Origin of the sequence: Cocleimonas flava, assembly GCF_004339015.1 — a bacterium.
GTDB lineage: Bacteria > Pseudomonadota > Gammaproteobacteria > Thiotrichales > Thiotrichaceae > Cocleimonas > Cocleimonas flava.
In genome coordinates this window covers 277,845-304,581 of sequence record NZ_SMFQ01000004.1, presented here as the reverse complement: position 1 = coordinate 304,581, position 26,737 = coordinate 277,845, and the positions used below count along the sequence as shown (strand labels likewise).

The window sequence follows — 26,737 nt, the reverse complement described above, 5'->3', positions numbered from 1 at the left end:
TTTTTGCACCTACGCAAGCATTTATTCCTCCAAAGTTATGGAAATGCTCATAGCAGATAATGATATAGAACTAGTCGGGGTCATAAACTCTACCCGTGTTTTAAGTACTAAATATGGTCATTTAAGTGGTGCCCTTAAACAAATAAAAACATCGGGCTTACGATACTCGAGTTATCTTTTTATGGTGACCGATGCATTTAAAGCATTACAGCCCCTTTTCCTATTCCAGAAATGGCCATTACGAGATGTACATCGATTGGCTAAATTACATGATATTCCCGTTCACGATACCAAAGACATTAATTCTATAGACTCCGTTGAATTTATAAGGTCAGTGACTCCTGATTTTTTATTAGGCAGTCATTTTAATCAATTAATAAAAAAAGATGTTTTATCATTAGACTCGCTTCAATGTATCAATATACATCCTTCATTACTTCCCAAATATCAAGGTGTTGATCCGGTGTTCTTCGCGATGAATGATGAGCAAAAAACAATTGGTGTTACTGTGCACAGGATGGCAGAAACATTCGATTCAGGGGAGATACTCATGCAGCGTGCGTATGATGTCGATAAAACCAAATCGTTGTTTTTTAATAATTGTTTGTTGTTTCAAGAAGGTATTAGATTAACTTTGAAATGGATTAAAACGGATCAAAAGCAACTTTTACCGACCAGTACTGAAAATCTCAGTGGCAATTACGATTCTTGGCCAACCTCAAAGAATGTCAAAAACTTTAAAAAAATGGGTAATCGTTTTATCTCCTTAACAGGGCTTTGGAAGCAGCAATAAACAATAATGACAAAGAATTCTTACTTTAAAAGCTGTGGGTATACCGCTGATTCAATAATTAAGTCAGACATTGGACCTGACCTTGATCTTAATAAGATGTCACCATTTTTAAGGACTATGCTGGTCACAGATGGGACTGTAACCAAATCGCTTGAAGCCTGGTTTTGGGAACCCATTAGCATCACTCCTTTAAACAATACTTTGAAAATTCTAAGCCATAAAGTTGATGGTCTGGAGGTAAATGCAGGGGATAAAGTATTGCAACGTGAAGTGTATTTAAAAGGGGATCATAGCGGCCAAATATTTGCTGCAGCCAGGTCAACGGTATCTTTACAGCATTTACCAGAGCACATTGGCAAGCGTTTAGAAGAAGGTGAAATAGGTATTGGTGAACTGTTAAGAGAGCAGGGTGTGGAAACCTACAGAGATATTTTCGATGTTAATTATATAAAATCTGCATCTGCTGAAGACGCACTAACCAATCAACTTCAAGGTGAAATAATTGCTCGAAGTTATCGTATTCGGGTTAATGGTCATCCTGCGATTATTGTCACAGAGTTTTTTCCAATTAGCATTTACAGTTAAAAAAAGCCCTCAAAGTAGGGGGGTGTAAATTAACTATTGTTATTATGATGATCGCTTATAGATCAGTATTTTTACGCCCCTTCCTTGTGTTTCTTTATAAACCATTGGTGGTTTAATTTCCTCGATCAATTGGTAATTTGGCGCAAACTCTTTCATCTTGCTGAGCAAGAATTCCTTGCTGCTCTCTCCTTCAATTTGAGTCGCATTGATGCACATCATCAATTGGCTATCAAAATCCATAAAGCTATCCAGTCGACGAATAATCTTAGCGTAGTCTTTTGCGATATCGACACTTCCTTTTTGTAAGGTTGGAGGATCACAAATCAATAAGTCATAAGGGCCAAATTTTCTTATTCTGCTGAAAGATTTAAAGATATCCAGTTTCTGGAAGCGTACATTATCCAGATCATGGTTATTGAGTCGATGATTAGTTCGGCCGATATTCAATGCAGCACTGCTCATATCAATATTCAATACAGACTTTGCACCGCCTTCGATTGCAGCGACAGAAAAACCGCAGGTATACGAAAATAAATTCAGAATACGTTTGCCATGGCTGTGTTGCTTAACCCATTGACGGCCATTCCTCATATCTAGAAATAAGCCAGTATTTCTCGCTTTTCCTAAAGTTATCTGGAATTTTAAATCACCTTCTAAAACTTCCAGCCTTTGCACAGGATTAGATGACTCATCACTGTAAATCTCGTCTATAGGTCCATGCGATAAATAACGGTGCTGCAACAATACCTTTTTTGCATCTGGAAGCTTTTTTCTAAGTTCTGTAGCTAATTCATCTATAGCAGTTGTTGATTCCTTGGCAAACAGGGTAATCAAAATAATCGGTGGTAACCAGTCAATCGTTACATGATGTAAACCTTCATAGGCATGCCCTCTACCATGAAAAATTCGTTGAGCTTGTTCAAGTTCACTAGAATTAGTAGGGAGATGCAGGTTATCTAACAAGACAGATAAGTTAGTTATAAGGTCAGGCATAGTCGTTTACTTGATGTGGCTTTAAATGAATCGGTTGAGCTATTGAATTATTTATATTTTTTACCATTAACTGAGATCCAGCCTCCAGCCTTTTTGCCTTTCGGGTCGTGGTGAGTCCAATGAATCACTCCGCCACGGTTATTCCATTCATAACGGCCTTGTAAGCTGATTTGATCATTCTGCTTAATCGGAACGCGTGGCGCAAGATCAATATTATGAGAGACCAATAGTGTCATGCCATTTTCTACTTTGATTAAGAATTTCTGGTGACGACTGCCTGTTAAATCATCTTTTAATAGTTTGATGACAGTTGCATTCAAGCCAACCCAGAATCGTGAATTGGTTTGATCTTTTGCTTTTTCAAGTTGTGCGAGTGCCTGAGTCTGATGCTTATTGCTGAACAGTTGATCTTTTTGTATACCAGAACTATTGTGATTTTCACTGAGTTCGACGTGTGAGTTATCAGATTTTTTAAAATTGGTGTTGTAATAGTTGATGCCAGTTGCAATTGCAGCGGCCACTAACATAAAGATAATACGTCTGACTTTTCTATTTAACTGACGCTTAAAGGGATAATTTCTTCTTTTTTTATTGTTGGTTTTTAAGGTCATATATGGAGGTCTGAATGTCGTTAGCTAAATGAAAATCGTGTTAATGTATGTCTATGATAATTGATTCAATACTAACTTGCCCTAATTGTAACCATAAATTTCAAGAACAAATGCCCGAGAATACGTATCAATCTAGTTTTCGTTGTCCTGAATGCAAAGAGGTGATTAAAACCAAAAAAGGTGAGTGTTGTGTTTACTGCAGTTATGGTGATTATCCTTGTCCTCAAGCACAAATTATTGGTTCTTCATGCTGTAGTCCAGATTAACTTCTATACTCTTTACAATTTAATATAGAAAGAGAGAAAAAATGAGCGAACAATCCTTTGCAAGCGGCGGCTGCTTATGTGGAAAAGTTACGTATACCTTGGCAAACGAACCGGCACGAATGGCGCAATGTCATTGTGATCACTGTCGACGCTCTACAGGCACAGGGCACATGTCTCTCGCTTTCTTCAAGAAAGAAGATGTCAAAATTGAAGGGCAAACAAGCTCTTACACAACAACGGCAGATGATGGTGCGCAGTTAACACGTCATTTTTGTCCTGATTGCGGTAGCAGGTTGTTTGGTACGAATACTTCAGCGCCAGCAATCATTAGTATTGCCGTTGGTTGTGTTGATGATAGTTCTTGGTTTAAGCCACAAGTCATTGTTTATAATAAAAAGAAACCAGTCTGGGATTGCATGGATGAGAGTATAAAAATGTTTGACGAAATGCCACCACCTGCACCGAAATAAATTTGAATCTTAGACTTTAAATGCCTGCTATGAACTATCTATATCTTTGATACTACTAGAGTTAATGAGGGAATATTGTTTGGCATTTTTACCTTTTGTTTAAAATTTAAACCTTCACTTTTTACTTACTGTTAGGAGCAATACATATGACTTTATTCTTATGTCAGCTATGGCCATATCTGGCTGGTGGTTTGATTGGATGGTTACTCGCCGGCTGGTTCGCTAAACGACTTAAGCACGGTGAACCACCTGTTGAAAAAATTGTAGAAAAACAAGTTGATAGAGTTGTAGATAATCCAAAACATTTATCGCTTATCAGTAAACTAGAAAGTGAAAATAGCCAAATAGCGGGACTACAGTCTCAAGTTGCAAGTCTAGAATCAGCGCGATCTAAAACGAGAGAAGTAACTGTAGATAAAGTTGTTAAGTCTGAAAAAATAGTCGAAGTAGATAATCCTGAACATTTAAAGAGAATAAGCGAGCTTGAAGCTGAAATTCGTGCGCTTAAAAGCGACGCATCAACAGCTCCAGCGTCCTCAGGCAATACAAATACCTACGGTGTAGCGAGTACATCTACAACTGCCGCAACTCCAGCTACTTCTACGCCATCTTCTGTTTCAACTCCTGTGACTAAGCCATCATCTTCACAAGGTTCAACGGTTGATCTGGATGCCGCAAAAAAAGCGGGTTTTAGAGTAAAACAAAAGAACGGACAAGACGATTTTACTATTGTTGAAGGAGTCGGACCAAAAATAAACGACTTAATCCATGCCGCCGATATTCACTACTACGCTGCTTTGGCAACAACATCAGTAGATGCTATCCAGAAAATTCTCGATGATGCTGGCCCAAGATATAAACTGGCAAAACCGGGCACATGGCCTGATCAAGCCAAAATGGCTGCAGAAAATAGATGGGACGCTTTAAAGAAGTGGCAAGATGAATTGGATGGAGGGCAATAATCATGAGTAATAATTCACAAATATCATCTAACTGGCCTGGTTTTCGTAAAATATGGGGCGTTTTTGCAGTTATTTTATTCTTATTGCTTTTGCTACTGTGGGCATTAGGTTATGGCCCCGGTGGTCGAAACTGCGAAGTTCCACCAACTATTGTTGAAAAAGTTGTTGAAAAAGTTGTAGAAAAAGAAAAACTCATAGACAACCCTGTGTTACTCACTCAAATTGCTGATCTGGAAAAAGCTAAGGAAAAAGAAACCGGCATGGTTGCAGAACTAAAAGCCAAAATAGCTGAACTTGAGGCTATGCCACCCAAAGTTGTCACCAAAGAAGTTGATAATCCAGAACTGTTGAAGAAAATTGGTCTACTCGAAACACAGAATGGCTTAATTCCTGGTTTAAAGGCGAAAATTGGCGCACTCGAGAAAATTGATCCAATCGTGATCAAAAAAGCAGATGCGAATGATGCACAACTCACTGAACGTCTGGCTAAGCTTGAAAAAGAAAACGGTTTGATTGAAGGCTTACGTGCAAAAATTACCGCGCTTGAAGGTATTAGCCCATTAACAGTTAACAAAGCGAGCCCAGAGTTCGCTGAGCGTTTAGCCAAGTTAGAAAAGGAGAATGCTTTAATTCCTGGTTTGAAAGCTAAAATCACCGCTTTAGAAGGGATAAACCCAATTACCGTCGGTAAAGAAAATCCTGAGTTAGCGAAACGTGTTGAAGCTTTAGAAAAGGAGAATGGTTTAATTCCCGGTTTAAAAGCTAAGATAACTGCCTTGGAAAATATTGATCCGATAACGATTAAGAAAGAAGATCCTGAATTAGCTGCACGTATAGCTGCATTGGAAAAAGAGAATGGTTTAATAGCTGGACTTAAAGCCAAGATTGCAGCACTCGAAAGTATCGAGCCCGTGACCGTGACCAAAGAAGTGGACAACCCCAAGCTATTAAATAAAATTAATTTCCTTGAGATCGAAAACAAGCTTATTCCTGGTTTACGTTCACGCATTAAAGAACTGGAGAGCGCCAAACCCAAAATGATGAAAGCTCCAGCAGGTGATTTGCCTGATACGGCTAAGCTTTATTTTAGGATTAATAGTGCAACGAGACCTGCAAATACAACTAAAACGTTGTCTGGAATTATCAACTATTTAAAAGATAATGACGGCTCAAAGGTACTGGTTTCAGGTTTTCATGATGCTACGGGTAATCTTGAGCTGAACCAGATTCTGTCATTAAAAAGAGCAGAAGCCGTTGTGGTTGCACTGAAGCGTGCTGGTATCTCAGCCGATCAAATAATCGTTGCTAAACCGACTCAAACTGTTGGTTCGGGTACCCGTAATGAAGCACGACGTGTTGAGGTGAAGATCGCACAATAAAACGTAACTTGTTATAAATTAAAGCATGTCTCTATAGACATGCTTTTTTTGTCAAAAATTTGTGTATTTATAAAAGATTCACAGATTTGAATCGTTTTTATTTACACTTTCAATACGTAACAGCGTGACGATTACAGTGAGACAACAATAAAATAAAACGTCGCCCAAAGTGGGGGGGTGGGAATAATGGGATAGCTTTAGATTGATTATTTTAAGCCAGTTATTTTATTTAAAGTTTAGTTAATCAAGAAAAAATCCGGCGACTACGTTTCTGCCTTCTGCCATTAAAATATTAAAAGTACGGCAGGCTGCTTGAGTATCCATCACTTCATAACCGATTTTACCCTCGGCTAAACGTCGTAGAATATCGGCTGATGGAAAAATCTGGGTATTACCCGTTCCCAGAATAATAATTTCTGCATTCAAACGATAAAACGCTTCAAGGTGATCAGCTGTTAAATCTGAATAGCGCTGAGGTGCCCAATCTGCAATTAATTCCATGGGAGATAATACTAGCGAACGCATATACGGTTCGCCATTGATTGCAACTGAATTGTTATCGTAAGCACTGATTTTATAACGCGCACTGTTGTGATCTTCGGCAAATTTCATAGTTGCATTGATGAGTCAATTAATCGCTGAGTAAATGGTAATATTTACAGCTTAAATAAAGGCTGTAAATATCAGGAAAACCTAACCCTATCATAGTGAATGCTGATTGACAGTCAAGGTACACAACTGTAATGTTCTGCGTCTAATTATTGACACGAAATGAAGGTAACTAATGAAAGCGGTAAAGGTTGGATTATTGGGATTAGGAACAGTGGGTGGCGGTACAGCGACTGTTCTAAAAAGAAACGCAAAAGAAATCGCAAGACGCGCAGGACGCGGAATTGAAATCGACTTTATTGCAACCCTAGAACCAGAACGCGCAGCTGAATTAGGCGTAGAGAATATCCGTTTAACCAAAGATGCTTACGAAGTTGTAAACGACCCAGATATCGATATCGTGGTTGAGCTAATTGGTGGATATTCACCGGCTAAAGAGCTTGTGATGCAAGCCCTGGAAAATGGCAAGCATGTGGTTACAGCGAATAAAGCATTAATTGCCATACACGGCGATGAAATCTTCGCTAAAGCACAAGAGAAAGGCTTGGTCGTTGCATTCGAACCTGCAGTAGCTGGTGGTATCCCAATCATCAAAGCATTGCGTGAAGGTTTATCAGCAAACAGCGTTGAATGGCTAGCGGGCATCATTAACGGAACAGGTAACTTCATCCTGACTGAAATGCGTGACAAAGGCAGAGATTTTGATGATGTGCTTGCCGAAGCTCAGGCACTCGGTTATGCCGAAGCGGATCCGACCTTTGATGTCGAAGGTATCGACGCTGCGCATAAATTGAGTATTCTTTCATCAATCGCATTTGGTATTCCACTGCAGTTTGATAAAACCTATACCGAAGGTATCTCTAAGATCACTCAGGAAGACGTGGCTTACGCAGAAGAGCTGGGTTACCGCATCAAACATCTTGGTGTTGCAAAACGCACAGACAAAGGTATCGAACAACGTGTACATCCAACACTCATACCGGAAAGACGCTTAATCGCAAATGTTGATGGCGTAATGAATGCTGTTCTTGTAAAAGGCGATGCAGTAGGTGCAACGCTTTATTACGGTGCAGGTGCAGGCGATGAGGCAACAGCATCAGCAGTAATTGCTGATATTGTTGATGTCACTCGTGCTTTAACAACTGATCCTGAGAACAGAGTACCTCACCTGGCATTCCAGCCTGATGCTTTATCTGACACACCTGTTGTTGGTATGGATGATATTGAAACGGCTTATTACTTACGCATGTCTGCGAAGAATGAGGCTGGCGTTCTCGCTGAAGTGACGCGTGTTTTAGGTCAGCAAGGAATCAGTATAGAAGCGTTTATCCAGAAAGAGCCAAGAAAAGGCGAGACGGACGTTGATATAATTTTGCTGACGCATGTGGTCAATGAAGGCAATATGAATAGTGCCTTAGAGCAGATTGCCGCACTGGATGTGATCAATGGTGAAGCAACCAGAATTCGCGTTGAATCGCTAAGCTAAATCTACCCACATCTGATTGGTAATACTATTACTAATCAGATGGTTAGTAAGAATATATAAATACGTTTAAACAGGAAGAAAACTCAGCATGAAATTTATAGAAACACGCGGAAATGATGGAACCAGAGCCACTGAAGTGAGCTTCTCAGAAGCTATCCTCGGCCCAATGTCATCTTTTGGTGGGATTTATTCACCTGAGTCTTTACCTGATCTTGGCACTGATTTTTTACAGAGTCATCTGGACAAAGATTATAAAGCGTTAGCGCGTGATATTCTGGCTGCGTTTAATGTCGATATCGATCAGTCAGATATTGAGACAGCATTGAATCTGTATGATGAGTTCGATAATAGCGAAAATCCTGCGCCATTAGTGAAGGTTAAAGATGACCTTTATGTGAGTGAGCTTTATCACGGTCCAACCCGTGCTTTTAAAGATATGGCATTGCAACCGTTTGGTGTGGTGCTTTCGTCAATTGCGCAAAAGCGTGATGAAGAATACCTGATTCTTGCAGCGACCAGTGGTGATACTGGCCCAGCAGCACTAGAAACCTTTAAGAATCGTAAAAATGTACGTGTAGCGTGTTTGTACCCTGATGGTGGCACTTCTGATGTTCAGCGTCTACAAATGGTGACTGAAGATGCAGAAAACCTCAAAGTCATCGGAATACATGGCGACTTTGACGATGCTCAATCGGCATTAAAGCTATTGCTCAGTTCTGAATCATTCAATGCTAAATTGAAAGAAAAGAACATCTCTTTATCTGCAGCAAACTCAGTCAACTTTGGGCGTATTATCTTCCAGCTGATGTATCACATTCACAGTTATTTAGAACTGGTTAGACAGGGCGCAATTGAACTGGGTGATAAGGTTTATCTCAACGTACCAAGCGGAAACTTCGGTAATGCGCTGGGTGGTTATTACGCGATGCGAATGGGATTACCCGTTGAAAAAATACTCATCGCTTCCAATCAAAACAATGTGTTAACGCATTTAATTAATGAAGGTATTTACGACATTAGTGATTCATCTGTAATACCTACAAGCTCGCCAGCGATGGATATTTTAAAATCATCAAACGTTGAACGTATCCTATTTGATTTATTTGGCAGTGAACGTACCAAAGAGCTAATGTCAGATCTGGATACAGATAAACGTTATGCGTTGATCCCTAGTGAACTTGCTGAAATTCAAAAGGTATTTTCTGCTGATTTCTGTACGAATGAAGAAGGTCAGGAATACATAAAGCAGGCTTTTGATACAGGTTACTTAATGGACCCTCATACAGCGACTTGTTTTAAAACATACGATACCTGTCGAGATAAGCCTTTAAAAACGATCGTTTACTCAACCGCAGAATGGACTAAGTTTTCCCCAACTATTGCGAATGCATTAACGGGTGAAGACGGTGGAAGCGATAAAGAAGCACTTCAGGCCATTGCGAGCAAAGCGAATATCGAGATACCCGGAATGATAAGTAGTTTGTTTGATAAAGAGATTACGCAAAGCACTGTTATTGATAAACAGGATATCGAGAAAGAGATTCTCGCTTTTCTGGATTAATCAGAGCAGACTAAACTAAAGTAAATTGAGCAATTATAAAACCCCTCGTAAGTAGGGGGGTGACTAAGTCTTTATCTAAAGCATCAAAGGAAACCAATAAGGGAAAATATTTGTTAACTAAAATAGCAGCAGTTCAAATGGCTTCAGGGCCACAAATAAAAGCGAACCTAATGGAAGCCACTCGACTGATTCGAGAAGCAGCCAAGAAAGGCGCACAAATGGTTGTTTTGCCTGAGAGCTTTGCTTTGATGGCGATGCACGAATCAGAAAATATTGATCTGGCTGAAAATTACGGTAAAGGCCCAATTCAAGATACCATGCGCCAATGCGCTATTGATAATAAAGTCTGGATTGTTGCTGGATCGGTTCCGTTAAAGCTGGATGATTCTGAAAAAGTCAGCGCTTCTTCCTTAATGTTCAACGATAAAGGCGAGATAGTCGCTCGATATAACAAAATTCACCTATTCGACGTCGATATCAATAGCGACAACAATAAAACCAAAGAACATTACCGAGAAAGCGATACCTTCGAATACGGCAAAGACATCGTTGTTGTCGACACCCCGTTTGGCAAAATTGGCATGGCTATTTGTTATGACTTACGCTTTCCTATGTTATTCCGCGAAATGGTCAAACAAGGCGCTGAGATATTCCTTATCCCATCGGCTTTTGCCAAATCAACGGGAAAAATTCACTGGGAGCCTCTAATCAAGGCCCGCGCTATCGAAAACCAGTGTTATGTCATCGCACCCGCCCAAGGTGGCTATCATGTGAATGGTCGACATACCTATGGAAATAGCATGGCTGTAGATTATTTGGGACAAGTTCACGGTCTACGCTTGAAAGGTTCGGGAATCATCACCATTAATATAGACTTAAAGGCACAGAAAAAATTGCGTGAAAGTTTTCCTGTGCTAAAACACACTAAACTGATCTAGGCGAGAAACCATTTCGTTATTATTACTGCAATATAGTTTCCATCATTTTTGTTACCGTTAATGTTACTACCGCTATTGTGATCATCGTTACCGTCACCACTGTTATCGTTAAAATTGTTTGTTAATGTCAGTCGGCAAATCATTGGCTTAATAACCAGATGTTGATACACCCCAACTAAGTCCTAAATAAAAAAAGGCCTCAAAGTAGGGGGGTGTGTTTGCATATACCTAAAACCGTATAAAGAGCATGTATATATGAGTTCATCCATTCTAGACCAAGCTAAACAGCATTTACTCGAGCCTTCAGGGCTGACAGAGTCAAATCTTGAGAATGTTTTTTCACATTTGAAAGGCGCTGATTTAGCAGATCTTTATTTTCAATCTAACCGCTTTGAATCGTGGGTGCTGGAAGAAGGCATCATCAAAAACGGTTCATACAGCATCGATCAAGGTGTGGGTGTGCGCATGGTAGTCGGTGAGCAAACCGGTTTTGCCTACTCAGACGAAATTACCATAGAAGCCTTAACCGAATCGGCGAAAGCCGCTGCCGCAATTGGTCGCTCTGGTACATCTGCGCAAACTCAAGCATGGCAGGCACGTGAAAATAAATCAGTGACTGCATTGTATGGCGTTGATAATCCATTGGCTTCAATGTCTGAAGATGAAAAAATAGCATTGCTACGATTGGCCGATAAATCAGCGCGTGCTGCAAGCCAGTACGTGACTCAGGTTATCGCTAATATTGCGGGTGTACATGAACACATATTAGTGGCCGATAACGAAGGCCACCTTAGTGCAGATATTCGTCCATTAGTCAGAATGAATATTACCGTGATTGTCGAGAAAGACGGAAAACGTGAATCCGCTGGCATGGGTGGCGGTGGTCGTTTTGGGTTTGATTACTTTACTCAGGCAGATCGCATTCGAGAATACGCTGAAGAAGCGGTTAGATTAGCGCTGGTTAATCTGGATGCGGTCGATGCACCAGCAGGTGCACAAACCGTGGTATTAGGCTCAGGCTGGCCAGGAATTCTACTGCATGAAGCCATCGGGCACGGTTTAGAAGGTGACTTCAATCGCAAAGGTACCTCAGCATTTAGTGGGCGTATTGGCGAAACCGTTGCTTCAAAAGGCGTTACCGTAGTCGATGATGGAACCATTGAAAATCGTCGTGGCTCCTTAAGTATCGACGATGAAGGTACTAAAACAAATTGCACAACCTTAATCGAAAACGGCGTGTTGAAAGGCTATATGCAAGACAAGCTCAATGCGAGATTGATGGGGGTTGAATCAACCGGCAACGGTCGTCGTGAATCTTATGCGCATTTACCCATGCCGCGTATGACAAACACCTATATGTTGCCTGGCAATGATGATCCTGAAGAGATTATTGCTTCGGTGAAGAAAGGTCTATATGCGGTGAATTTCGGGGGAGGTCAGGTCGATATCACCTCGGGTAAATTTGTATTCTCAGCTTCTGAAGCGTATTTGATTGAAAATGGAAAAGTGACTCGCCCCGTAAAAGGTGCAACCTTGATTGGTAACGGTCCAGATGTACTGACTAAAGTCAGCATGATTGGTAACGATCTAGAGCTCGACAGAGGCGTAGGCGTTTGTGGCAAAGGTGGTCAAAGCGTGCCAGTAGGTGTTGGGCAGCCAACCTTGAAGATTGATGGATTGACAGTAGGGGGCACGGACGCTTAGTCCGGGGATAAATTAGATATGGCAAATAACAACATCAAACAAGATGAAGCGTTTCTACAGGAAACAGCAGAAACCGTTTTAAAACTGGCGAAGAAATACGGCGCTACTGATGCAGAGCTGAGCCTGAATAAAGGCGCAGGTTTATCCGTAGAAATTCATAAAGCGAATGTCGATAAACTCGAATACCATCGAGATCAGGGTTTGAATTTATCGGTATATATCGGTAAACATACTGGCTCAGCGAGTACCGGTGATCTATCGCCAGCAGCAATTGAAGACACGGTAAAAGCGGCGTGTAATATCGCTAAATATACCGAAGAAGACAAATACACCGGTTTAGCCGATGCCGATATGATGGCAACCGATGCTAAAGATCTGGATTTATACCACCCTTGGGATTTAACCGCAGAAAAAGCGATTGAAGTAGCCAAGGAATGTGAAGCAGCAGCGTTTGATTATGATCCACGTATTATCAATTCAGACGGCGGCGCACTCAGCACATACAGTGGAATTGGTGTGATTGCTAATTCGCATGGCTTTATGGGCACAACCCCTTCCAGCCGACATACCTTAAGTTGTTCGGTAATCGGTCAGGAAGTAGGCGATGACGCCATGCAACGCGATTACTGGTATAGCACCTCTAGGGTGAATACCGAGTTACAATCTGCGCAAGAAGTCGGTCAAAAAGCGGCAGAAAAAACCCTGGCGCGTTTAATGAGTAAGCAGATCAGTACCCGCGAAACCAATGTACTGTATTCGCCTGAAACTGCCCGCAGCCTGATTGGTCATTTCACAAGTGCAATAGCCGGCGGCGCACAATACCGTAAATCTACTTTCCTACTCGACAGTATTGGTGAAAAGGTTTTTCCTGATTTTATCCATTTACACGAACAGCCGCATATCAAACGCGGATTCGGCAGTGGTTATTTTGATAAAGAAGGCGTAGCCACGAGTAATCGCGATTTGGTTGTCGATGGTATTGTTCAAAACTACATCATGAGCAGTTACTCAGCGCGTCAATTAGGCTTAAAAAGTACCGCGAATTCAGGTGGTACCCATAACTTAACCATCGATTCGACAGGTCAGGATTTTGAAGAGCTATTAAAAATGCTCGGAACAGGTTTGTTTGTGACAGAACTCATCGGTAGTGGTGTGAATAATATCACTGGTGATTATTCACGCGGAGCAGCAGGCTTCTGGGTAGAGAATGGAGAGATTCAGTTTGCCGTCGAAGAAGTGACCGTCGCGGGTAACCTCAAAGATATGTTCCAGAATATTGTTGCGGTCGGTACCGATGTTGATTTACGTGGCGGAACGCGAACAGGTTCTATTCTTGTGGAAGGCATGGTGGTTGCTGGGTCTTAACACCAGCAAACTGCTGAATAAGGAAATTTTAAAAAGAATGGTACCGTTCATCCTGTAGCAAGCTTCGATAAGTAATAATAGAATCGTTCAACAAATTCCCCCGAATAATAAAAATAATAAAAGGGGGATGTATGAACAGCACGTTTTCAACCACTACAGTTTCTACACTGATACCAGTTACAACGGTCTGTAAAGCTAGGCTTAGCATTGCAGATATCGATCGCCATTACTATCAGTCACACCAGCTTACCCTGGCACATCTATCAACTGAAACGATTCGAAAAAATATGATGCGCATTGTCGCTTATATTTATAGTGCTAACGACAAACTCACCGTAAGAAATCAAAAATGGCATAACGATCAGCCAGAACTTCTCGAACACTCTGCGGATAACCAAATCAAACTCTGGATAGATTTAGGTCAACCAGACTTTAAACGGATCAAAAAAGCCTGCAAACTTTCCAAACGAGTTATCGTCTATTCTTATAATCAAAACCGTACGAGTGATTGGTGGATGAAGAATAAAGACAGATTGAATCGGTTTAAAAATCTCGAAGTGTATTCGGTAAATGCCAATGAATTGGAAAAACTCAACAATAAAAGAATGTCGTTAAATTGTGTGTTACAAGACGGTGATCTTCAGATTACGGATGGTGCAAATAATCTGCTTATCGAGCGAGAAAGGTTAATTTAGTCTTGTTTTACGAGCTGAATCTGGGCTTTGAATCAGTTATGTATATTTAAGCCACCTCCCCACTTACAGGCACTTTATTAAAAAAAGTGCCTGTAAGTGGGGAGGTGGCTATTAAAAATGACGCAACTGAATGGTTACAAATTGTTATTTAGTTTAAGTCTTTAATAACGACAATTGCTCCGCGAACTTGTCCTTTTTCATACCCCACAGCTTTATCATCAGGATACAGTTCGTTTATTTTAGACTGAACATCAGCACCAATTTTACTGCCATGACACAGCAGGCATGTTTCACCCGTTGGCAATGCTTTCATAAAACGCAGCGACTTTTTACCATCTTCTTCAATAATTTTGCTATAGCCCATTTTCATCACGTCTTCGCCTTTTGCTGCACGTGCATCGAAGTCTTCAAGCACAAGTTTCTGCCAGGCATTGGGGATGTTTTCAGGGTTGCGGTTGTTAAGGCTGACACGTGTGACTAATGCCTTGTGATCAATTGCAGCTTGTTTGGTAATAGGCATTGCTTTGGTGTTACACACGCCTAATGCATTGATAGGGCCACCGGATTTCATGGCTGTTACCAATTCTTTTTTAAGCTCACTCGCAAACGCCTGAGTGATCTTTTTAGCCTCTTTGACTGCCGCTTGTTTTTCAGCTTTTGCCGTATCAGTCTGGGCGAAAACCTGAGCTGAGAAAATCATACTCAAGCTTGCGATAATGATAGTTTTTTTCATGATTCTCATTCACCTGTTCATTAGTTAATTGATTTTTAGTTAGTTAATTAATGATCATAACAAGAGTTTATTTCAATGAAATTAACAAATATCAATCTGAAAAAATCATTTGCCGGTGTCTGAGTGAGTGTTATTGGAAATAATAACTTCAAAAAAAGCCCCCAAAGGTGGGGGGTGTAAATTTTTTTATTTAAACGGTATCAGTTTTGATGAGGAAATCCAAAGCACCTACAACTGCTGCAACTTGTGCCTGAATACAGTTTTCATCATCAACTTTAGGGCTGTCAGGATACACTTCAGTCGTCGATGAATATTGAGTGCCACTAAAGCCCGCGCACAAGCCGAGCTTTCGTGTTTGATAATTAATCACACCGTGTTGTTCTACCTTATCTCCAATCATTTCACCTTTTTCATCGCCGGGAGCAATATGCGTGACTTTCTCTACGCTCTGAATAATCGCTTTCTGGAATTCGGGTACCGGGTTTTCTGTATCGCCCACCAGATAAAATCCATCGGGTATGTCCCAGTTGTCCATTGTAATAGCATCTCTTGCGGCTAATGCAGGTCTGAACACTGAGTTATCGGTATCCGTTGTTTCATGTAAATCTAAATGTGCGAGAAATGTTATGTCTAATGATTCGACATAAGCCATGATGTTAGCTGCTTCTTGCGCAGGGCTTGGTAAAGAAAAGGATCGGTTAGGGTCGTCGGTTTCAGGGTTCCAGCGGTTAATCGTTTCATAACCCCAGGGGCTGATGCAGGGTGCAACAACAAAGTTAAAATATTCGGTGTAGTCTAAAGCCTTTTTCTCTAAAAATCGTATTGCACCTTGTACACCGCTGGTTTCATAGCCATGCACACCACCCGTTATCATTATATTGGGTTTATTTTTGTCACGGGATTTGGAGTGGACGGCAAATAAGGGGTAATTGCCAATTTGATATTCTAAAGTTCCGTATTGATGGATATCGAAATCATTGTTGAGTTGCTGAATTTTTGCAACAACGGAGTCCTGATAAGAACGTTGGATCTTTTGTTCGGAAAGCCATTGTTGTTTTTCTAATGTCCCCCATTTTTTTGACGGTTCACTGTTGTGACTCATTGCGTTACCTTTGAATGATTTCTTGTTTAAGCTTCAAAGTGCATTTTACGGAATCGAAAAAGCGCTGTCTCTACCTATAAAAAGATAAATTACTAGCTAGTATTGCTAGCATTAAGTGAGTGTCAGATTAGGAAAGAAGTCTTTTTCTTTAAGGTAGGGATTAAACTGCAACGCATGAATAATATTCTGCATCGCTAGTGAAAGTTTGTTCTGGCGTAATCTAATGATCGCGCGACCCGCGAGAGAACCAAAATGACGAGGTTCGAGTTCCAGCGTCTTGGCAATATCTATCAATGATTTTTCGTATTTTTCCTGATGGAAATACACAGTAGCTCGTTGATTCCAGCCTTCTGCATAATCAGGTTTCATTTTGATGACTTGATTCAATACTTCTATCGCACCGTTGAAATCGTAAGAACGACGTTTCTGCAAGGCATCTTGCATCAATTCATCAACCTTATCGTCACCTGACATCATCCACTGTTTCCAGATTACCTGCTCAAGCTTACGTGCCTGTTCCACACTGGACGCGTGTTTTAAATCTTTAAACAGAGAGTCCAGAATTGTGTTTTCGGCAAATACAGGTGCGTGAGCCATTATGCTGAGTAGAATAATACAGAAAGTCTGTTTTAACAGTGAATAGTGGCTCATATCATCTCTTTTGATTTTGCAGTAACAGTATTTCAAGCATAGACCATTAATAATGATATTCAACTTTTATGATTTTTGTTTTGTCCTTTTTAATCCGGAAACCTAAAAATGATATCAAGCAAACTAGTTACTCTTTTTATCATTATTAGGCTCATCGATAAGAATGGGTTTAACGACAACCCTTCTATTAGTAATATGGACTAAATCACTGCTACCTTTTAATAAGGGCTTGGTTTCACCAAATGCCTTAGTGGTAAAACGTGATTGATGAACACCCTGTTTGTATAAATAATCTTTCAGGGTTTCAGCGCGTTCTATGGATAGCTTCTTGTTATATTCAATTTCAGATCGCGCGTCAGAATGCGTCTCTATTATAAAGTTATAACGGGTACAGTTTTTAATGACTTTGATGACTTTATCCAGGCTCGCAATTTTCTTTACATTGATTGCTGATTCATCAGAATCGAATAGTTCTAAAAATTCTGGCGTTAAAATATCACAAGAAGATTTCTCGCTATTTTTTACTGCTAACTTGTTGCTTGTACTAGCTTTTTGGGTGCTATGTGTTTGATCAACTTTTTTACTCGTATCATTTTTAGTTTTCGTATCTTTCTTCTCATGTGTGTTTTTATCCTTTATTTCGGGTTTATCAGCGGGCTTTTTCTGCGATGCTGATTTCTTTTCTTTTTCGTATTCGGTGTCCGCTTTAACTTTAGTTTCTATAAAGTTTTCAATCGTTTTAAGAACAGTACCTTGATACCACTCGGTTAAATTCGAACAATCCGACGTACTATGTCCTTCGCCCCAGGTTGATAATCTGAAACTGGTTGTTGGGTCTCGTAAGACCTTGGCACCTTGTTGAAATGACGTCCAGGTACTGGCTAAACAACAAGCACTATTAAACTGCATTGCTGGTTCGCCTTCTTTGGGTTTAGACAAATGCTTAGGGTAAGAGGCAAATACAGAAAGCTCGGGCTGACCTTGAATAAGTTTTATTTCTTCTTTGTTCAGTAAGGTCATGCCAGCGGCTTTTAATTTATCGATGACTGTTTGTTTTAAGTTATCAGCCAGGATAATGTCTCTTGTTTTTGCCCCTTTGATAATATCATCAATATTGACATAGATACCTGTTAGACCGCGCAAAGACATAAAGTTCTTTTTATAATCTTCTTTTTGTACAGGTAAGGGTTCTTTTCCACATTGTTGGTAAAGATTATTCTTTCTCGCATCGGCTAACAGCTGACTTATTTCTTTATTCGTTTCGCTCATATTACTTTTAGATTCAGGTGTTTCTGCCTGTGTATTTGCTGATATTGCAACGTTTAGTAGAAGTGCGGAGGTAAGGGTAAAGAATAGTGTTTTATTTTTTGTTTTTTTCATGACGAATTAATAATGATAGTTTCGCCTGATTATATAACATGCAATATAAGCCTCAGCTTAATATCTAGATAAATGGTGTTTCATTTTTAAAGCCTGAAATTGATCTAAAACGCTGTATAATCAATGGCTCACTGTTTTTTAGGTAGGTAGATATCGTATCGTGTCGATTTGCCGGTGATTTGAAACGCAGGCTCTAGTGATTCCGTGAGTTTTTCGGCCAATCTTGGGCGTTTAACCACAATACGTTTTTCGGCTTTAGAAAGTGCGAGCATCAATACTGACTCGCTGTCTTGATCATCGCCGACGATATCGTGAAAAAACTGCATTTCCTTTTTTACTTGTGCGGTTTTATTGCGGCTAGGGAACATCGGGTCAAAATAAATGACATCTGGTAATTCAGACTCATTAAGTGATTCAAGATAATCCATTGCCCCTTGATTGACTAACGCAAGCCTAGCGAGTATTTCTTCTAATTCGCTGTCCATAACCAGTGCGGCTCTTTCTAATGCATCTTTCAACAAGGCATGCACCACCGGATTTCTTTCCAGCATAGTAACATCGGCACCAAGAGAAGCTAAAACAAAAGCATCGCCGCCCATACCCGCAGTTAAATCTAATACCGTGGGATTTTGAATTTTTTGTAAGCCGACCGCTTTCGCAATATCCTGACCTTTGCCACCACCGTGCAAACGTCTGTGCTGTGTTTTACCAGCCGCGAAGTCGATGGAGATTGAAAGGGCTTTATCCGGCTTTTTCTTCGTGACTTCAGGTACCTTTCTCAGTTCTAACTGGTCGGTACTGATGTGAAGTAGATAATCTGGTGAGATTTTTTTTGTCAGAACAGGGATCGAGGTCTGCTGCGAAAGCCTATCTAGTTTGATCTTGGGTACGCCCCGATCAGCGGTGATAGCGATGATAGTTTTATTCATAGTTAATGCTCAAGAGTATAAACGTCGATGAATAGAACTGTATCAATAATGCGGAGGAGGGTTTTCGTCTTCCTCTGAAACCAGTAAATCTTCTTTGTTGATTGACTGGATCTGGGTTTTCAAAATCTCTATTTGTTGTTCCAGTGCTTTGATTTGTAACTGCTGTCGGTGGACTTCACGATTGAGAGTTTCAATCGTGTTTTCCTGATCCATCGACAGCATTTCCAAATTTTCTAGTCGTTTTTCCAAAATAGTTAACCTGAAGGAACTAATGTACTAATAAAATTAGAGTAATTTACGACCTTTTTGCGAAGCAATTCTTAAACGCAATGCATTCAATTTGATAAAGCCTTCTGCATCCGCTTGATTGTAAGAACCTTCATCGTCTTCGAATGTAGCAATTGCTTCATCGAATAATGAATTTTCAGATTTACGACCAACACAGGTCACGCTGCCTTTATAAAGCTTCAATCGCACTGTACCGTTCACGTATTGTTGAGATTCATCGATCATTTTCTGCATCATCTCACGCTCAGGACTCCACCAGTAACCGTTGTAGATCAGCTCAGCGTATTTAGGCATTAGGCTGTCTTTAAGATGTGCAACTTCACGATCCAGAGTCAAAGACTCCATGCTACGATGTCCTTTAAGCATGATGGTTCCACCCGGTGTTTCGTAACAGCCACGTGATTTCATGCCTACATAACGATTCTCAACGATGTCTAAACGACCCACGCCGTTATCGCCACCCAGTTTGTTGAGTGTTTCAAGCATTGTTGCTGGGCTTAATGCTTCGCCGTTTAGTGCAACAGGATCGCCTTTTTTGTATTCGATTTCGATGTACGTTGGTTCATCAGGTGCTTGTTCTGGTGAAACTGACCAACGCCACATATCGTCTTCTGCTTCAGTCCATGGATCTTCAAGAATGTCGCCTTCATAAGAGATATGAAGTAGGTTAGCATCCATTGAGTAGGGCGATTTTTTGCCTTGTTTCTGGTAATCGATTTCGATGCCGTGTTCTTCAGCATACTTCATTAGTGATTCACGTGAGTTCAAATCCCATTCACGCCAAGGCGCAATAATCGCAACACCCGGCTTTAGCGCATAAGCACCTAACTCGAAACGTACCTGGTCATTACCTTTACCGGTAGCACCGTGAGAGATCGCATCAGCACCTGTTTCGTTGGCGATTTCAATTAAACGTTTTGAAATCAATGGACGCGCAATCGATGTACCCAGTAGGTATTCACCTTCATAAATAGTATTCGCACGGAACATTGGGAATACGAAATCACGCACAAATTCTTCGCGTAAGTCTTCAATATAAATTTCTTTAACACCTGCTGCTTTAGCTTTTTCGCGAGCGGGTTCTACTTCTTCACCCTGACCGATATCAGCGGTAAATGTTACGATTTCACAGCCGTAGTTTTCTTCTAACCATTTGATGATGATTGAAGTATCTAAACCACCTGAATAGGCAAGTACGACCTTTTTGATGTTCTGTTTGTTTGTGGCAGTAGTATTTGAAGACATAATTAATCCAATATTGGGCGCTATAAAGACGCGAGATTATACATCTAATACTGGAAATAAAGTAGAATCTACGTCATGAAAATTAATGAAAATGTGTCTTTAAAAGACTTAAATACTTTCGGAGTCGCGGCTAATACAAAATATCTCTGTGAAATCACAAATTTACAGGATATCGAAGCACTGTTTGAGTGGAGATCAAAGCATAATTTACCTGCTTTATTATTGGGCGGTGGCAGCAATTTACTGTTTAAAAATGACTTTGAAGGGCTAATCGCGAAAGTCTGTTTATCAGGTAAAGATATTGCCGAGGAAGACGATGAAGCGGTTTATGTTTCAGCTGCTGGTGGTGAAAACTGGCACGAGTTTGTTCGCTGGACAATAGATAAAGGTTTTGCAGGGCTGGAAAATCTATCCTTGATACCGGGTTGTGTCGGTGCCGCACCAATCCAGAATATTGGCGCCTACGGCGTCGAATTATCTAATACCTTGCACTCATTACAGGCGGTAAACCTTGATAACGGTGATATTCTCGAGTTCGATAATGAGCTTTGTAAATTCGGTTACCGTGAGAGTTTCTTTAAATCGCAGGCTTTGGATAAGCTTTTAATTACCTCTGTCACTTTTCGTTTGCCGAAAAAACCGGAGTGGCATATTAATTACGCTGGTTTACGCGAAGCACTCGAAGGTGAAGTGCTCACTGCTGATGTAATTAGCCAGGCAGTCATTTCCGAAAGACAACGTAAATTACCCGATCCTGCACAAATCGGTAACGCAGGAAGTTTCTTTAAGAACCCTGTGCTGAAAGTCAGTGAGTTTGAATCACTCAAAAGTGAGCATGGAGAATTACCCGGATTTCCTCAGAATCACAATCATGAAGTGAAAACCTCAGCAGGTTGGTTGATTGATCAATGTGGCTGGAAAGGTCATCGTGTCGGTGATGCGGGTGTTTCTGATAAGCATGCGCTGGTGCTGGTGAATCATGGGAATGCGACAGGTACAGAACTTTGGCAGATTGCAGAGGACATTATCGCTTCTGTTGAGGATAAGTTTGGGATTACCTTAGAGCCTGAACCACGGGTAATCAAATAAAAAGTGCCCCTATACACGGTAAAACCTAGTATTGCCTATCGGCAAGCTAGCTTTAAACTCTGGCATACATGAGTTGTCCATTTCAAAAAACGAAATGGCAATCGCATGGTAAATAGGAGGGTGACTTTGTCACATGACATTAACAATAAGAAGGTTTAAAACATGAATACATACCGAATCTATCAAGTTGACGCTTTCACCAGAACAAAATTTGAAGGCAACCCTGCCGGTGTTGTCGCCAATGCCGATGGTTTGAGTGATAAACAAATGCAATCAATCGCGCGTGAATTAAATAATTCGGAAACCGCATTTATTTTATCTCCGGATGTAAACAGTGATGCTGAAGAGCATGATATCTGGGTGCGGTTCTTTTCCCCGATGACTGAAGTCCCTATCTGTGGGCATGCGACTGTTTCAGCGCATTATGTGTATGCGATGGAAAACAACTTACCTTCGTGTGTGTTAAAACAGAAAGTGGCTATAGGTATTCTGCCTGTAGAAATAATCCAGAATTATTCTGTTGCTGAGGACCACGGTGATTACAGCCACGGTGATTACAGTATTATGATGACTCAGGGAGAGGTTGAAATCTCACCCACAGTTAGTAAGCAAATTAATGATGATATTCTTCTCGCTTTGGGCATATCAGAAGCAGATCGAGATCAACGTTGCCCGATACAGGTGTCATCAACAGGCCATTCGAAAGTAATGATCGGCATCAATAGCGAAGATACATTACACGAACTAACTCCTAATATGTCGGCGTTAGCTTCAATCAGTGAGTCAGTGAATTCAAATGGTTTTTTTGTGTTTGCGCTGAATGATGCTGCTATGAATGATAAAACAGATGATTCTATTATTAGTCATGGGCGAATGTTTGCTCCTGCAATTGGTATCAATGAAGATCCGGTAACGGGTAATGCAAATGGTCCTTTAGGGGCTTATCTGGTCAAACACAAAATACTGGAAGTCGATCAGAATGGTGATGATCAAGTCAGTTTCAGAGCCATTCAGGGTGAAGCGATGGGAAGACCGGGTATCGTCAATGTCATTGTCGATTCTGAAAACGGTTTACCAGTAAAAGTACGCATCGGTGGTGATGCGGTAATTGCGTTTAAAACAGAGATATCTGTTTAACTTGTAATATTAACGAGTAATAAAAAAAGTGCCTTAAAGTAGGGGGGTGACTTTCAATTTATTTTTTATCCTGATTAGAGACAATATTTCCTTTCTCTATACGTACAATTTGATCCATCGCATCAAGTCCAGAAAGATGATGCGTAATTAAGATCAAGGTGCGTTGTTTGTTGTGTTCAATGATTGAATGCAGCATGTTTTTTTCGGTAATACTGTCAAGCCCTTCACCTGGCTCATCCAAAATCAGAATAGGCGCAGATTTTAATAAAGTACGGGCAATACTGATGCGACGCATTTGACCGCCAGAAAGTTTGTGGCCTGCTTCACCAATCCAGGTGTCATAGCCTTCTGGCAGTTCCATAATAAAATCATGAATCTGGGCTACTTTACAGACAGACTCTAATTCACTGTCCGTAGCTTTTCGATTTGCTAATAACAAATTGCGTTTAATGGTGCTATTAAACAGTGTGCTGTGTTGCGATGCAACGGCGAATTGTGAGCGCAGTTCTTCACCATCGAGATGCTCGATAGGAACACCGCCATAACTGATTTCGCCAGAGCTTACTGGCCAGAATTTCATTAGTGCATTGATTAAACTACTCTTGCCCGAACCACTTGGTCCAACAATCGCAATATGCGTTCCTGTGGGGATGTTTACGTTTATGTTTTGTAAGGTGTCTGTTTCCTGTGATGGGTAACGTAAGCTCATACTGTGAAACACTAAATCAGCAGAATCTGGCAGTGGGTGTGGAATTTCTGGTTCGATAACGGCAGGTTTACTGTCCACAATATCAAATAATCGACGCGCCGCTGCAAGTGTTGTGGGTAAGGTTTGAAACGCCAAAGACAAAGGCATAATCGCTTCAAAACTTGCCATGGTAAACAGGGCAAGCATCGGTAAACTCGCCGGCCCGATGGCTTCACTGTTAACCATTGGGATAGCGATAATCAACATTAACAGCACGCATAAATTTGCCAATAACCCGGACATAGCCTGTGAGCCACCATTAAGTGTGGCCAGCGATTTCTGATCTTTTAACAGACCTTCACTGAGTTTTTCAACAGAATCAGAATGTCGCTTGGCTGCGTCATTAATCAATAACTCACTCATGCCCTGAGTGCTATCCATGACTGCAGAGCGTAATTCCGAGGTTATTTTTGATTGTCTGCTAGAGGCTGAATATCCCCAGCGATTTATCAACAAAGGTAATAAAACACCCGCGGCAACTAAAAAGAATAGTTCGATCAATGCCAGTGTCTGACTATATTGCCAGAGAAATATAACGATAATAATACTGCTGATAAAAGCTACTGTTACCGGTGCGATGATACGTAAATAGAAGTTGTCTAAAGTATCTATATCAGCACGAATTCTACTGAGTAAATCACCACTGCGATAATTTTGTATAACCGCTGGCGCAAGAGGTTCTAAGTGATCATAAAACCAACTGCGTAAACTGGCGATTAATCGAAACGTTGCTTCGTGGGTAACAAGACGCTCTGCATATCGACTGCTTGTTCGGATAATGGCAAAAGCGCGTATTAATGCGGCGGGTGTAAAATAATTAATCGCCGCGCCTGTTATTCCTGCGATTGCCATACTGGCGATAAACCAGCCAGATAAAGCCATAAGCCCGATATTAGCCAAAATGGTGAGCAGAGATAACACCACCCCAAGCAACATCCAGCCCCACCACGGTTTGATCAGGGTAAACAACCTGCGCATGACTTGAAAATCACTCATCATGGTGTTGATCTCCCTGTTCGAAAAGATCGACCATTTTTTGATATAAGGGGTTTTCTGCCATCAAGGTTTGATGGTTAGCGATTGCAACCACGCGGCCTTTTTCGAGTAATACCACGCGATCAGCCTGTTGTACGGTATTCAGTCTATGGGCGATACTGATGACGCAACGGTTTTGTGAGAGTAGTTGCAGACTTTGTTGAATGAGTAACTCACTTTCCTGATCTAAATGAGCTGTTGGCTCATCGAGCAATAATAATGGCGCATCTTTTAAGAATGCTCGCGCCAAAGCGATTCTCTGGATTTGTCCGCCCGATAATCCTGCACCGCGTTCTCCTATGTGAGTGTCATAGCTGTCAGGCAGTGACTCGATATATTCATCAATCAACGCTGATTTTGCGGCATTTTTCATTACTGAATCATTGGCGGATGGGTTTGCCAAACATATATTTTCTCTGATGGTTCCCTGGAATAGATGCGCGCGTTGTGGCATCCAGGCGATATTGTGTCTCCATTCATTGAGATGATCATGTCTCAACGGCTTTTGATTGATAACAATCTCACCTTGCTGCGGACTGATAAAACCAAGTAACAAGTTCATCAGCGTACTTTTACCCGCGCCACTTGAGCCAACAATGGCAATATTCTCATTGGGATGAATGTTTAGTGAAAGATGCTCAAGTGCAGGGCGGCCAGGTTCGTACTCAAAACTGACATCCTTAAATTCAATTTCTATGGAATTAGTTATTCCAAGGGTTTTGTTCTCAATAGAACTGCTCTGAGACAATTCACTAGATGAACTAGAAGCTAAATCTTTATTAACCGTAACATCGTTATGCATAGCGCTCTTAACCAAAGAACTCTTAATCAAAGTATCTTCACTTTCAACGTCATCAGGATGCAATATTTCAATCATTTTTTCAGCTGCACCAATAGCTTCCATACGCGCGTGATAATGGGTTCCCATATTGCGCAACGGTTGATAAAACTCAGGAGCTAGCAGTAACGCAAAAAAGCCATAGAAGAAATCTAACTCGCCATACATCAAACGAAAACCAATCAATACCGCGACCATCGCAATACTCACGGTTGATAAAAATTCTAGTAATAATGATGACAAGAAGGCCACACGCAAAACCGACATGGTGCTTTTGCGGTAATCATCTGAAATTCGGGCGATGAGTTGGGATTCTCGACGACTGGCATTGAACAATTTGAGTGTTGTGAGGCCTTGAATCATATCCAGAAAATGGGCGCTCATTCTTGCCAGTTTGCGCCATTGTTTTTTATTCAGGCGCTCAGTACCTTTGCCAATCATGATCATGAAAAACGGAATCAGAGGGGCTGTCACCAGCATAATGACACCCGAAATCCAATCGATGGGGAAGATGAAAACCAGAATGGAAAGCGGGATAAGTGCCACCAATGACATGGTAGGCAGATACCGTGCATAGTAATTTTCCAGTGCATCGACACCATCGACAACGGTGTTGATGAGTTCGCCACTACGTTCGTTATTCAAAGATAAGGGACCGACTTCGAATAAGCGATCATGTAGTTTTTTTCTTAGGTCGCGTTTAACGCGAAGAGCCGCTTCTACCGCTGTGTACTCCGAAGCCCAATTGAGCCCGGCACGAAACAGATAGACAAAAAATAAAGCAACAAAGTAGCTGCTTAAATTAGCTACTGTTGCCTTTTCAAAGATGACATTGTTGATAATGTTTGCCAGACACCAGGCCTGAGCAATCAGCAGTAGGCCTGATAATAATCCCAGACCTACTGAAAAGCGTAAGTATGCGCCCGTCGTTTTCTTTTGAGCTTTAAGAAATTCTGGACTAGCAGAATCTTTGGCGTCAGACATAGCCACATATCTTACTTGGTTTTTTAGACATCTTATTAGTTAACGTTTACTCATCTTCATCAAGGCCATTTAGCTCAAGCCACATGACGTTAATGATGCCAAAAGCACAAGCCAGTAAAACACCAAGAATCCAGGCAAAATACCACATAATTTTCTCCTAT

At 40.9% G+C, this 26,737-nt stretch carries 27 protein-coding genes; 14 read left to right on the top strand and 13 right to left on the bottom strand.

The window, feature by feature from the left end; translation table 11 throughout:
• The first annotated feature begins 43 nt into the window (after window positions 1-43).
• Together EV695_RS13135 and EV695_RS13130 are read left to right on the top strand one after the other, a co-directional pair.
• Window positions 44-793: a formyltransferase family protein gene (locus tag EV695_RS13135; RefSeq protein ID WP_165874709.1), complete on the top strand. Its 750-nt coding sequence runs from the start codon at window positions 44-46 to the stop codon at window positions 791-793.
• 6 nt (window positions 794-799) lie between these two features.
• Complete coding sequence (locus tag EV695_RS13130; RefSeq protein ID WP_131906440.1) at window positions 800-1,378, top strand: chorismate--pyruvate lyase family protein; 579 nt, start codon at window positions 800-802, stop codon at window positions 1,376-1,378.
• A 42-nt stretch (window positions 1,379-1,420) separates the two neighbouring features.
• Here EV695_RS13130 and EV695_RS13125 read toward each other — a convergent pair whose 3' ends face one another.
• Window positions 1,421-2,371, bottom strand: coding sequence for a class I SAM-dependent methyltransferase (locus tag EV695_RS13125; RefSeq protein WP_131906439.1), 951 nt, complete (start codon window positions 2,369-2,371; stop codon window positions 1,421-1,423).
• A gap of 47 nt (window positions 2,372-2,418) precedes the next feature.
• Window positions 2,419-2,982 (bottom strand): DUF3465 domain-containing protein, encoded by a 564-nt coding sequence (locus tag EV695_RS13120; RefSeq protein WP_131906438.1) that lies wholly within the window; start codon window positions 2,980-2,982, stop codon window positions 2,419-2,421.
• A gap of 47 nt (window positions 2,983-3,029) precedes the next feature.
• Here EV695_RS13120 and EV695_RS20515 point away from each other — a divergent pair, with 47 nt between their 5' ends.
• The 4 genes from EV695_RS20515 to EV695_RS13100 all read left to right on the top strand — a co-directional run bounded on the left by EV695_RS20515 (window position 3,030) and on the right by EV695_RS13100 (window position 6,059).
• Window positions 3,030-3,248, top strand: a complete 219-nt coding sequence (locus EV695_RS20515; protein WP_131906437.1) for a GDCCVxC domain-containing (seleno)protein — start codon at window positions 3,030-3,032, stop codon at window positions 3,246-3,248.
• 41 nt (window positions 3,249-3,289) lie between these two features.
• Complete coding sequence (locus EV695_RS13110) at window positions 3,290-3,718, top strand: GFA family protein (RefSeq protein ID WP_131906436.1); 429 nt, start codon at window positions 3,290-3,292, stop codon at window positions 3,716-3,718.
• Between the two features lie 146 nt (window positions 3,719-3,864).
• Entirely contained in the window at window positions 3,865-4,680 is an 816-nt protein-coding gene (locus EV695_RS20280; protein WP_207907083.1) for a hypothetical protein, read from the top strand.
• Window positions 4,681-4,682: 2 nt separating this feature from the next.
• Window positions 4,683-6,059: an OmpA family protein gene (locus EV695_RS13100; RefSeq protein ID WP_131906435.1), complete on the top strand. Its 1,377-nt coding sequence runs from the start codon at window positions 4,683-4,685 to the stop codon at window positions 6,057-6,059.
• Window positions 6,060-6,299: 240 nt separating this feature from the next.
• On the opposite strand, the gene EV695_RS13095 is transcribed toward EV695_RS13100, so the two are convergent.
• Window positions 6,300-6,671 (bottom strand): Mth938-like domain-containing protein, encoded by a 372-nt coding sequence (locus EV695_RS13095; RefSeq protein ID WP_131906434.1) that lies wholly within the window; start codon window positions 6,669-6,671, stop codon window positions 6,300-6,302.
• Between the two features lie 172 nt (window positions 6,672-6,843).
• Between EV695_RS13095 and EV695_RS13090 the strand changes: the two genes are divergently transcribed.
• The 6 genes from EV695_RS13090 (at window position 6,844) to EV695_RS13065 (ending at window position 14,417) form a co-directional block, all read left to right on the top strand.
• Window positions 6,844-8,154, top strand: coding sequence for a homoserine dehydrogenase (locus tag EV695_RS13090; RefSeq protein WP_131906433.1), 1,311 nt, complete (start codon window positions 6,844-6,846; stop codon window positions 8,152-8,154).
• 88 nt (window positions 8,155-8,242) lie between these two features.
• Window positions 8,243-9,715, top strand: coding sequence for a threonine synthase (gene thrC / locus EV695_RS13085; protein WP_131906432.1), 1,473 nt, complete (start codon window positions 8,243-8,245; stop codon window positions 9,713-9,715).
• A gap of 110 nt (window positions 9,716-9,825) precedes the next feature.
• A complete protein-coding gene (locus EV695_RS13080) occupies window positions 9,826-10,653 on the top strand; it encodes a carbon-nitrogen hydrolase family protein (protein WP_243651605.1) in 828 nt (275 codons plus the stop codon).
• 255 nt (window positions 10,654-10,908) lie between these two features.
• Window positions 10,909-12,357, top strand: a complete 1,449-nt coding sequence (tldD, locus tag EV695_RS13075; protein WP_131906431.1) for a metalloprotease TldD — start codon at window positions 10,909-10,911, stop codon at window positions 12,355-12,357.
• 18 nt (window positions 12,358-12,375) lie between these two features.
• Window positions 12,376-13,722: a metalloprotease PmbA gene (gene pmbA / locus EV695_RS13070; RefSeq protein WP_131906430.1), complete on the top strand. Its 1,347-nt coding sequence runs from the start codon at window positions 12,376-12,378 to the stop codon at window positions 13,720-13,722.
• A 131-nt stretch (window positions 13,723-13,853) separates the two neighbouring features.
• Window positions 13,854-14,417 (top strand): YaeQ family protein, encoded by a 564-nt coding sequence (locus EV695_RS13065; RefSeq protein ID WP_131906429.1) that lies wholly within the window; start codon window positions 13,854-13,856, stop codon window positions 14,415-14,417.
• 148 nt (window positions 14,418-14,565) lie between these two features.
• Here the strand turns inward: EV695_RS13065 and EV695_RS13060 are convergent, their stop codons facing one another.
• The 7 genes from EV695_RS13060 to EV695_RS13030 form a co-directional block, all read right to left on the bottom strand.
• On the bottom strand, window positions 14,566-15,150 hold the full coding sequence (locus EV695_RS13060) for a Tll0287-like domain-containing protein (protein ID WP_165874708.1): 585 nt from the start codon (window positions 15,148-15,150) through the stop codon (window positions 14,566-14,568).
• 190 nt (window positions 15,151-15,340) lie between these two features.
• Window positions 15,341-16,252, bottom strand: a complete 912-nt coding sequence (locus tag EV695_RS13055; protein ID WP_131906427.1) for a M14 family metallopeptidase — start codon at window positions 16,250-16,252, stop codon at window positions 15,341-15,343.
• Window positions 16,253-16,363: 111 nt separating this feature from the next.
• Window positions 16,364-16,903 carry a tetratricopeptide repeat protein gene (locus tag EV695_RS13050; protein ID WP_131906426.1) on the bottom strand — a complete coding sequence of 180 codons (540 nt, stop codon included), beginning with the start codon at window positions 16,901-16,903 and terminating at the stop codon, window positions 16,364-16,366.
• A 123-nt stretch (window positions 16,904-17,026) separates the two neighbouring features.
• Window positions 17,027-18,283, bottom strand: a complete 1,257-nt coding sequence (locus EV695_RS13045; protein ID WP_131906425.1) for an OmpA family protein — start codon at window positions 18,281-18,283, stop codon at window positions 17,027-17,029.
• A 128-nt stretch (window positions 18,284-18,411) separates the two neighbouring features.
• Window positions 18,412-19,212: a class I SAM-dependent methyltransferase gene (locus EV695_RS13040; protein WP_131906424.1), complete on the bottom strand. Its 801-nt coding sequence runs from the start codon at window positions 19,210-19,212 to the stop codon at window positions 18,412-18,414.
• A gap of 42 nt (window positions 19,213-19,254) precedes the next feature.
• The gene (locus tag EV695_RS13035; protein WP_131906423.1) at window positions 19,255-19,461 is read right to left on the bottom strand and encodes a SlyX family protein; all 207 of its coding nucleotides are present in this window, start codon (window positions 19,459-19,461) and stop codon (window positions 19,255-19,257) included.
• A 36-nt stretch (window positions 19,462-19,497) separates the two neighbouring features.
• Window positions 19,498-20,745 carry an argininosuccinate synthase gene (locus EV695_RS13030; RefSeq protein WP_131906422.1) on the bottom strand — a complete coding sequence of 416 codons (1,248 nt, stop codon included), beginning with the start codon at window positions 20,743-20,745 and terminating at the stop codon, window positions 19,498-19,500.
• A 75-nt stretch (window positions 20,746-20,820) separates the two neighbouring features.
• Between EV695_RS13030 and murB the strand changes: the two genes are divergently transcribed.
• Both murB and EV695_RS13020 read left to right on the top strand, forming a co-directional pair.
• The gene (gene murB / locus EV695_RS13025) at window positions 20,821-21,834 is read left to right on the top strand and encodes a UDP-N-acetylmuramate dehydrogenase (protein ID WP_131906421.1); all 1,014 of its coding nucleotides are present in this window, start codon (window positions 20,821-20,823) and stop codon (window positions 21,832-21,834) included.
• 162 nt (window positions 21,835-21,996) lie between these two features.
• Window positions 21,997-22,971 (top strand): PhzF family isomerase, encoded by a 975-nt coding sequence (locus EV695_RS13020; RefSeq protein ID WP_131906420.1) that lies wholly within the window; start codon window positions 21,997-21,999, stop codon window positions 22,969-22,971.
• Window positions 22,972-23,029: 58 nt separating this feature from the next.
• Here the strand turns inward: EV695_RS13020 and cydC are convergent, their stop codons facing one another.
• From cydC to cydX, 3 genes are read right to left on the bottom strand one after another with little or no spacing between them, the layout of a single operon-like run.
• A complete protein-coding gene (gene cydC, locus EV695_RS13015) occupies window positions 23,030-24,718 on the bottom strand; it encodes a thiol reductant ABC exporter subunit CydC (RefSeq protein WP_131906419.1) in 1,689 nt (562 codons plus the stop codon).
• Window positions 24,708-26,576, bottom strand: a complete 1,869-nt coding sequence (gene cydD / locus EV695_RS13010) for a thiol reductant ABC exporter subunit CydD (protein ID WP_131906418.1) — start codon at window positions 26,574-26,576, stop codon at window positions 24,708-24,710. Before cydD ends, cydC begins: the two co-directional genes overlap by 11 nt.
• 46 nt (window positions 26,577-26,622) lie before the next feature.
• Window positions 26,623-26,724 (bottom strand): cytochrome bd-I oxidase subunit CydX, encoded by a 102-nt coding sequence (cydX, locus tag EV695_RS13005; RefSeq protein WP_022954336.1) that lies wholly within the window; start codon window positions 26,722-26,724, stop codon window positions 26,623-26,625.
• Window positions 26,725-26,737 lie beyond the last annotated feature (13 nt).

Coding starts and splice junctions, on each gene's coding strand:
- EV695_RS20515 (WP_131906437.1), top strand. CDS start 3,030: ATGTCTATGATAATTGATTCAATACTAACTTGCCCTAATTGTAACCAT.
- tldD (WP_131906431.1), top strand. CDS start 10,909: ATGAGTTCATCCATTCTAGACCAAGCTAAACAGCATTTACTCGAGCCT.
- pmbA (WP_131906430.1), top strand. CDS start 12,376: ATGGCAAATAACAACATCAAACAAGATGAAGCGTTTCTACAGGAAACA.
- EV695_RS13095 (WP_131906434.1), bottom strand. CDS start 6,671: ATGAAATTTGCCGAAGATCACAACAGTGCGCGTTATAAAATCAGTGCT.
- EV695_RS13100 (WP_131906435.1), top strand. CDS start 4,683: ATGAGTAATAATTCACAAATATCATCTAACTGGCCTGGTTTTCGTAAA.
- EV695_RS13125 (WP_131906439.1), bottom strand. CDS start 2,371: ATGCCTGACCTTATAACTAACTTATCTGTCTTGTTAGATAACCTGCAT.
- thrC (WP_131906432.1), top strand. CDS start 8,243: ATGAAATTTATAGAAACACGCGGAAATGATGGAACCAGAGCCACTGAA.
- EV695_RS13050 (WP_131906426.1), bottom strand. CDS start 16,903: ATGAGCCACTATTCACTGTTAAAACAGACTTTCTGTATTATTCTACTC.
- EV695_RS13120 (WP_131906438.1), bottom strand. CDS start 2,982: ATGACCTTAAAAACCAACAATAAAAAAAGAAGAAATTATCCCTTTAAG.
- EV695_RS13030 (WP_131906422.1), bottom strand. CDS start 20,745: ATGTCTTCAAATACTACTGCCACAAACAAACAGAACATCAAAAAGGTC.
- EV695_RS13020 (WP_131906420.1), top strand. CDS start 21,997: ATGAATACATACCGAATCTATCAAGTTGACGCTTTCACCAGAACAAAA.
- EV695_RS13055 (WP_131906427.1), bottom strand. CDS start 16,252: ATGAGTCACAACAGTGAACCGTCAAAAAAATGGGGGACATTAGAAAAA.
- EV695_RS13110 (WP_131906436.1), top strand. CDS start 3,290: ATGAGCGAACAATCCTTTGCAAGCGGCGGCTGCTTATGTGGAAAAGTT.
- EV695_RS13040 (WP_131906424.1), bottom strand. CDS start 19,212: ATGAATAAAACTATCATCGCTATCACCGCTGATCGGGGCGTACCCAAG.
- murB (WP_131906421.1), top strand. CDS start 20,821: ATGAAAATTAATGAAAATGTGTCTTTAAAAGACTTAAATACTTTCGGA.
- cydD (WP_131906418.1), bottom strand. CDS start 26,576: ATGTCTGACGCCAAAGATTCTGCTAGTCCAGAATTTCTTAAAGCTCAA.
- EV695_RS13090 (WP_131906433.1), top strand. CDS start 6,844: ATGAAAGCGGTAAAGGTTGGATTATTGGGATTAGGAACAGTGGGTGGC.
- EV695_RS13060 (WP_165874708.1), bottom strand. CDS start 15,150: ATGAAAAAAACTATCATTATCGCAAGCTTGAGTATGATTTTCTCAGCT.
- EV695_RS13045 (WP_131906425.1), bottom strand. CDS start 18,283: ATGAAAAAAACAAAAAATAAAACACTATTCTTTACCCTTACCTCCGCA.
- EV695_RS13065 (WP_131906429.1), top strand. CDS start 13,854: ATGAACAGCACGTTTTCAACCACTACAGTTTCTACACTGATACCAGTT.
- cydC (WP_131906419.1), bottom strand. CDS start 24,718: ATGATGAGTGATTTTCAAGTCATGCGCAGGTTGTTTACCCTGATCAAA.
- EV695_RS13135 (WP_165874709.1), top strand. CDS start 44: ATGCTCATAGCAGATAATGATATAGAACTAGTCGGGGTCATAAACTCT.
- EV695_RS20280 (WP_207907083.1), top strand. CDS start 3,865: ATGACTTTATTCTTATGTCAGCTATGGCCATATCTGGCTGGTGGTTTG.
- cydX (WP_022954336.1), bottom strand. CDS start 26,724: ATGTGGTATTTTGCCTGGATTCTTGGTGTTTTACTGGCTTGTGCTTTT.
- EV695_RS13130 (WP_131906440.1), top strand. CDS start 800: ATGACAAAGAATTCTTACTTTAAAAGCTGTGGGTATACCGCTGATTCA.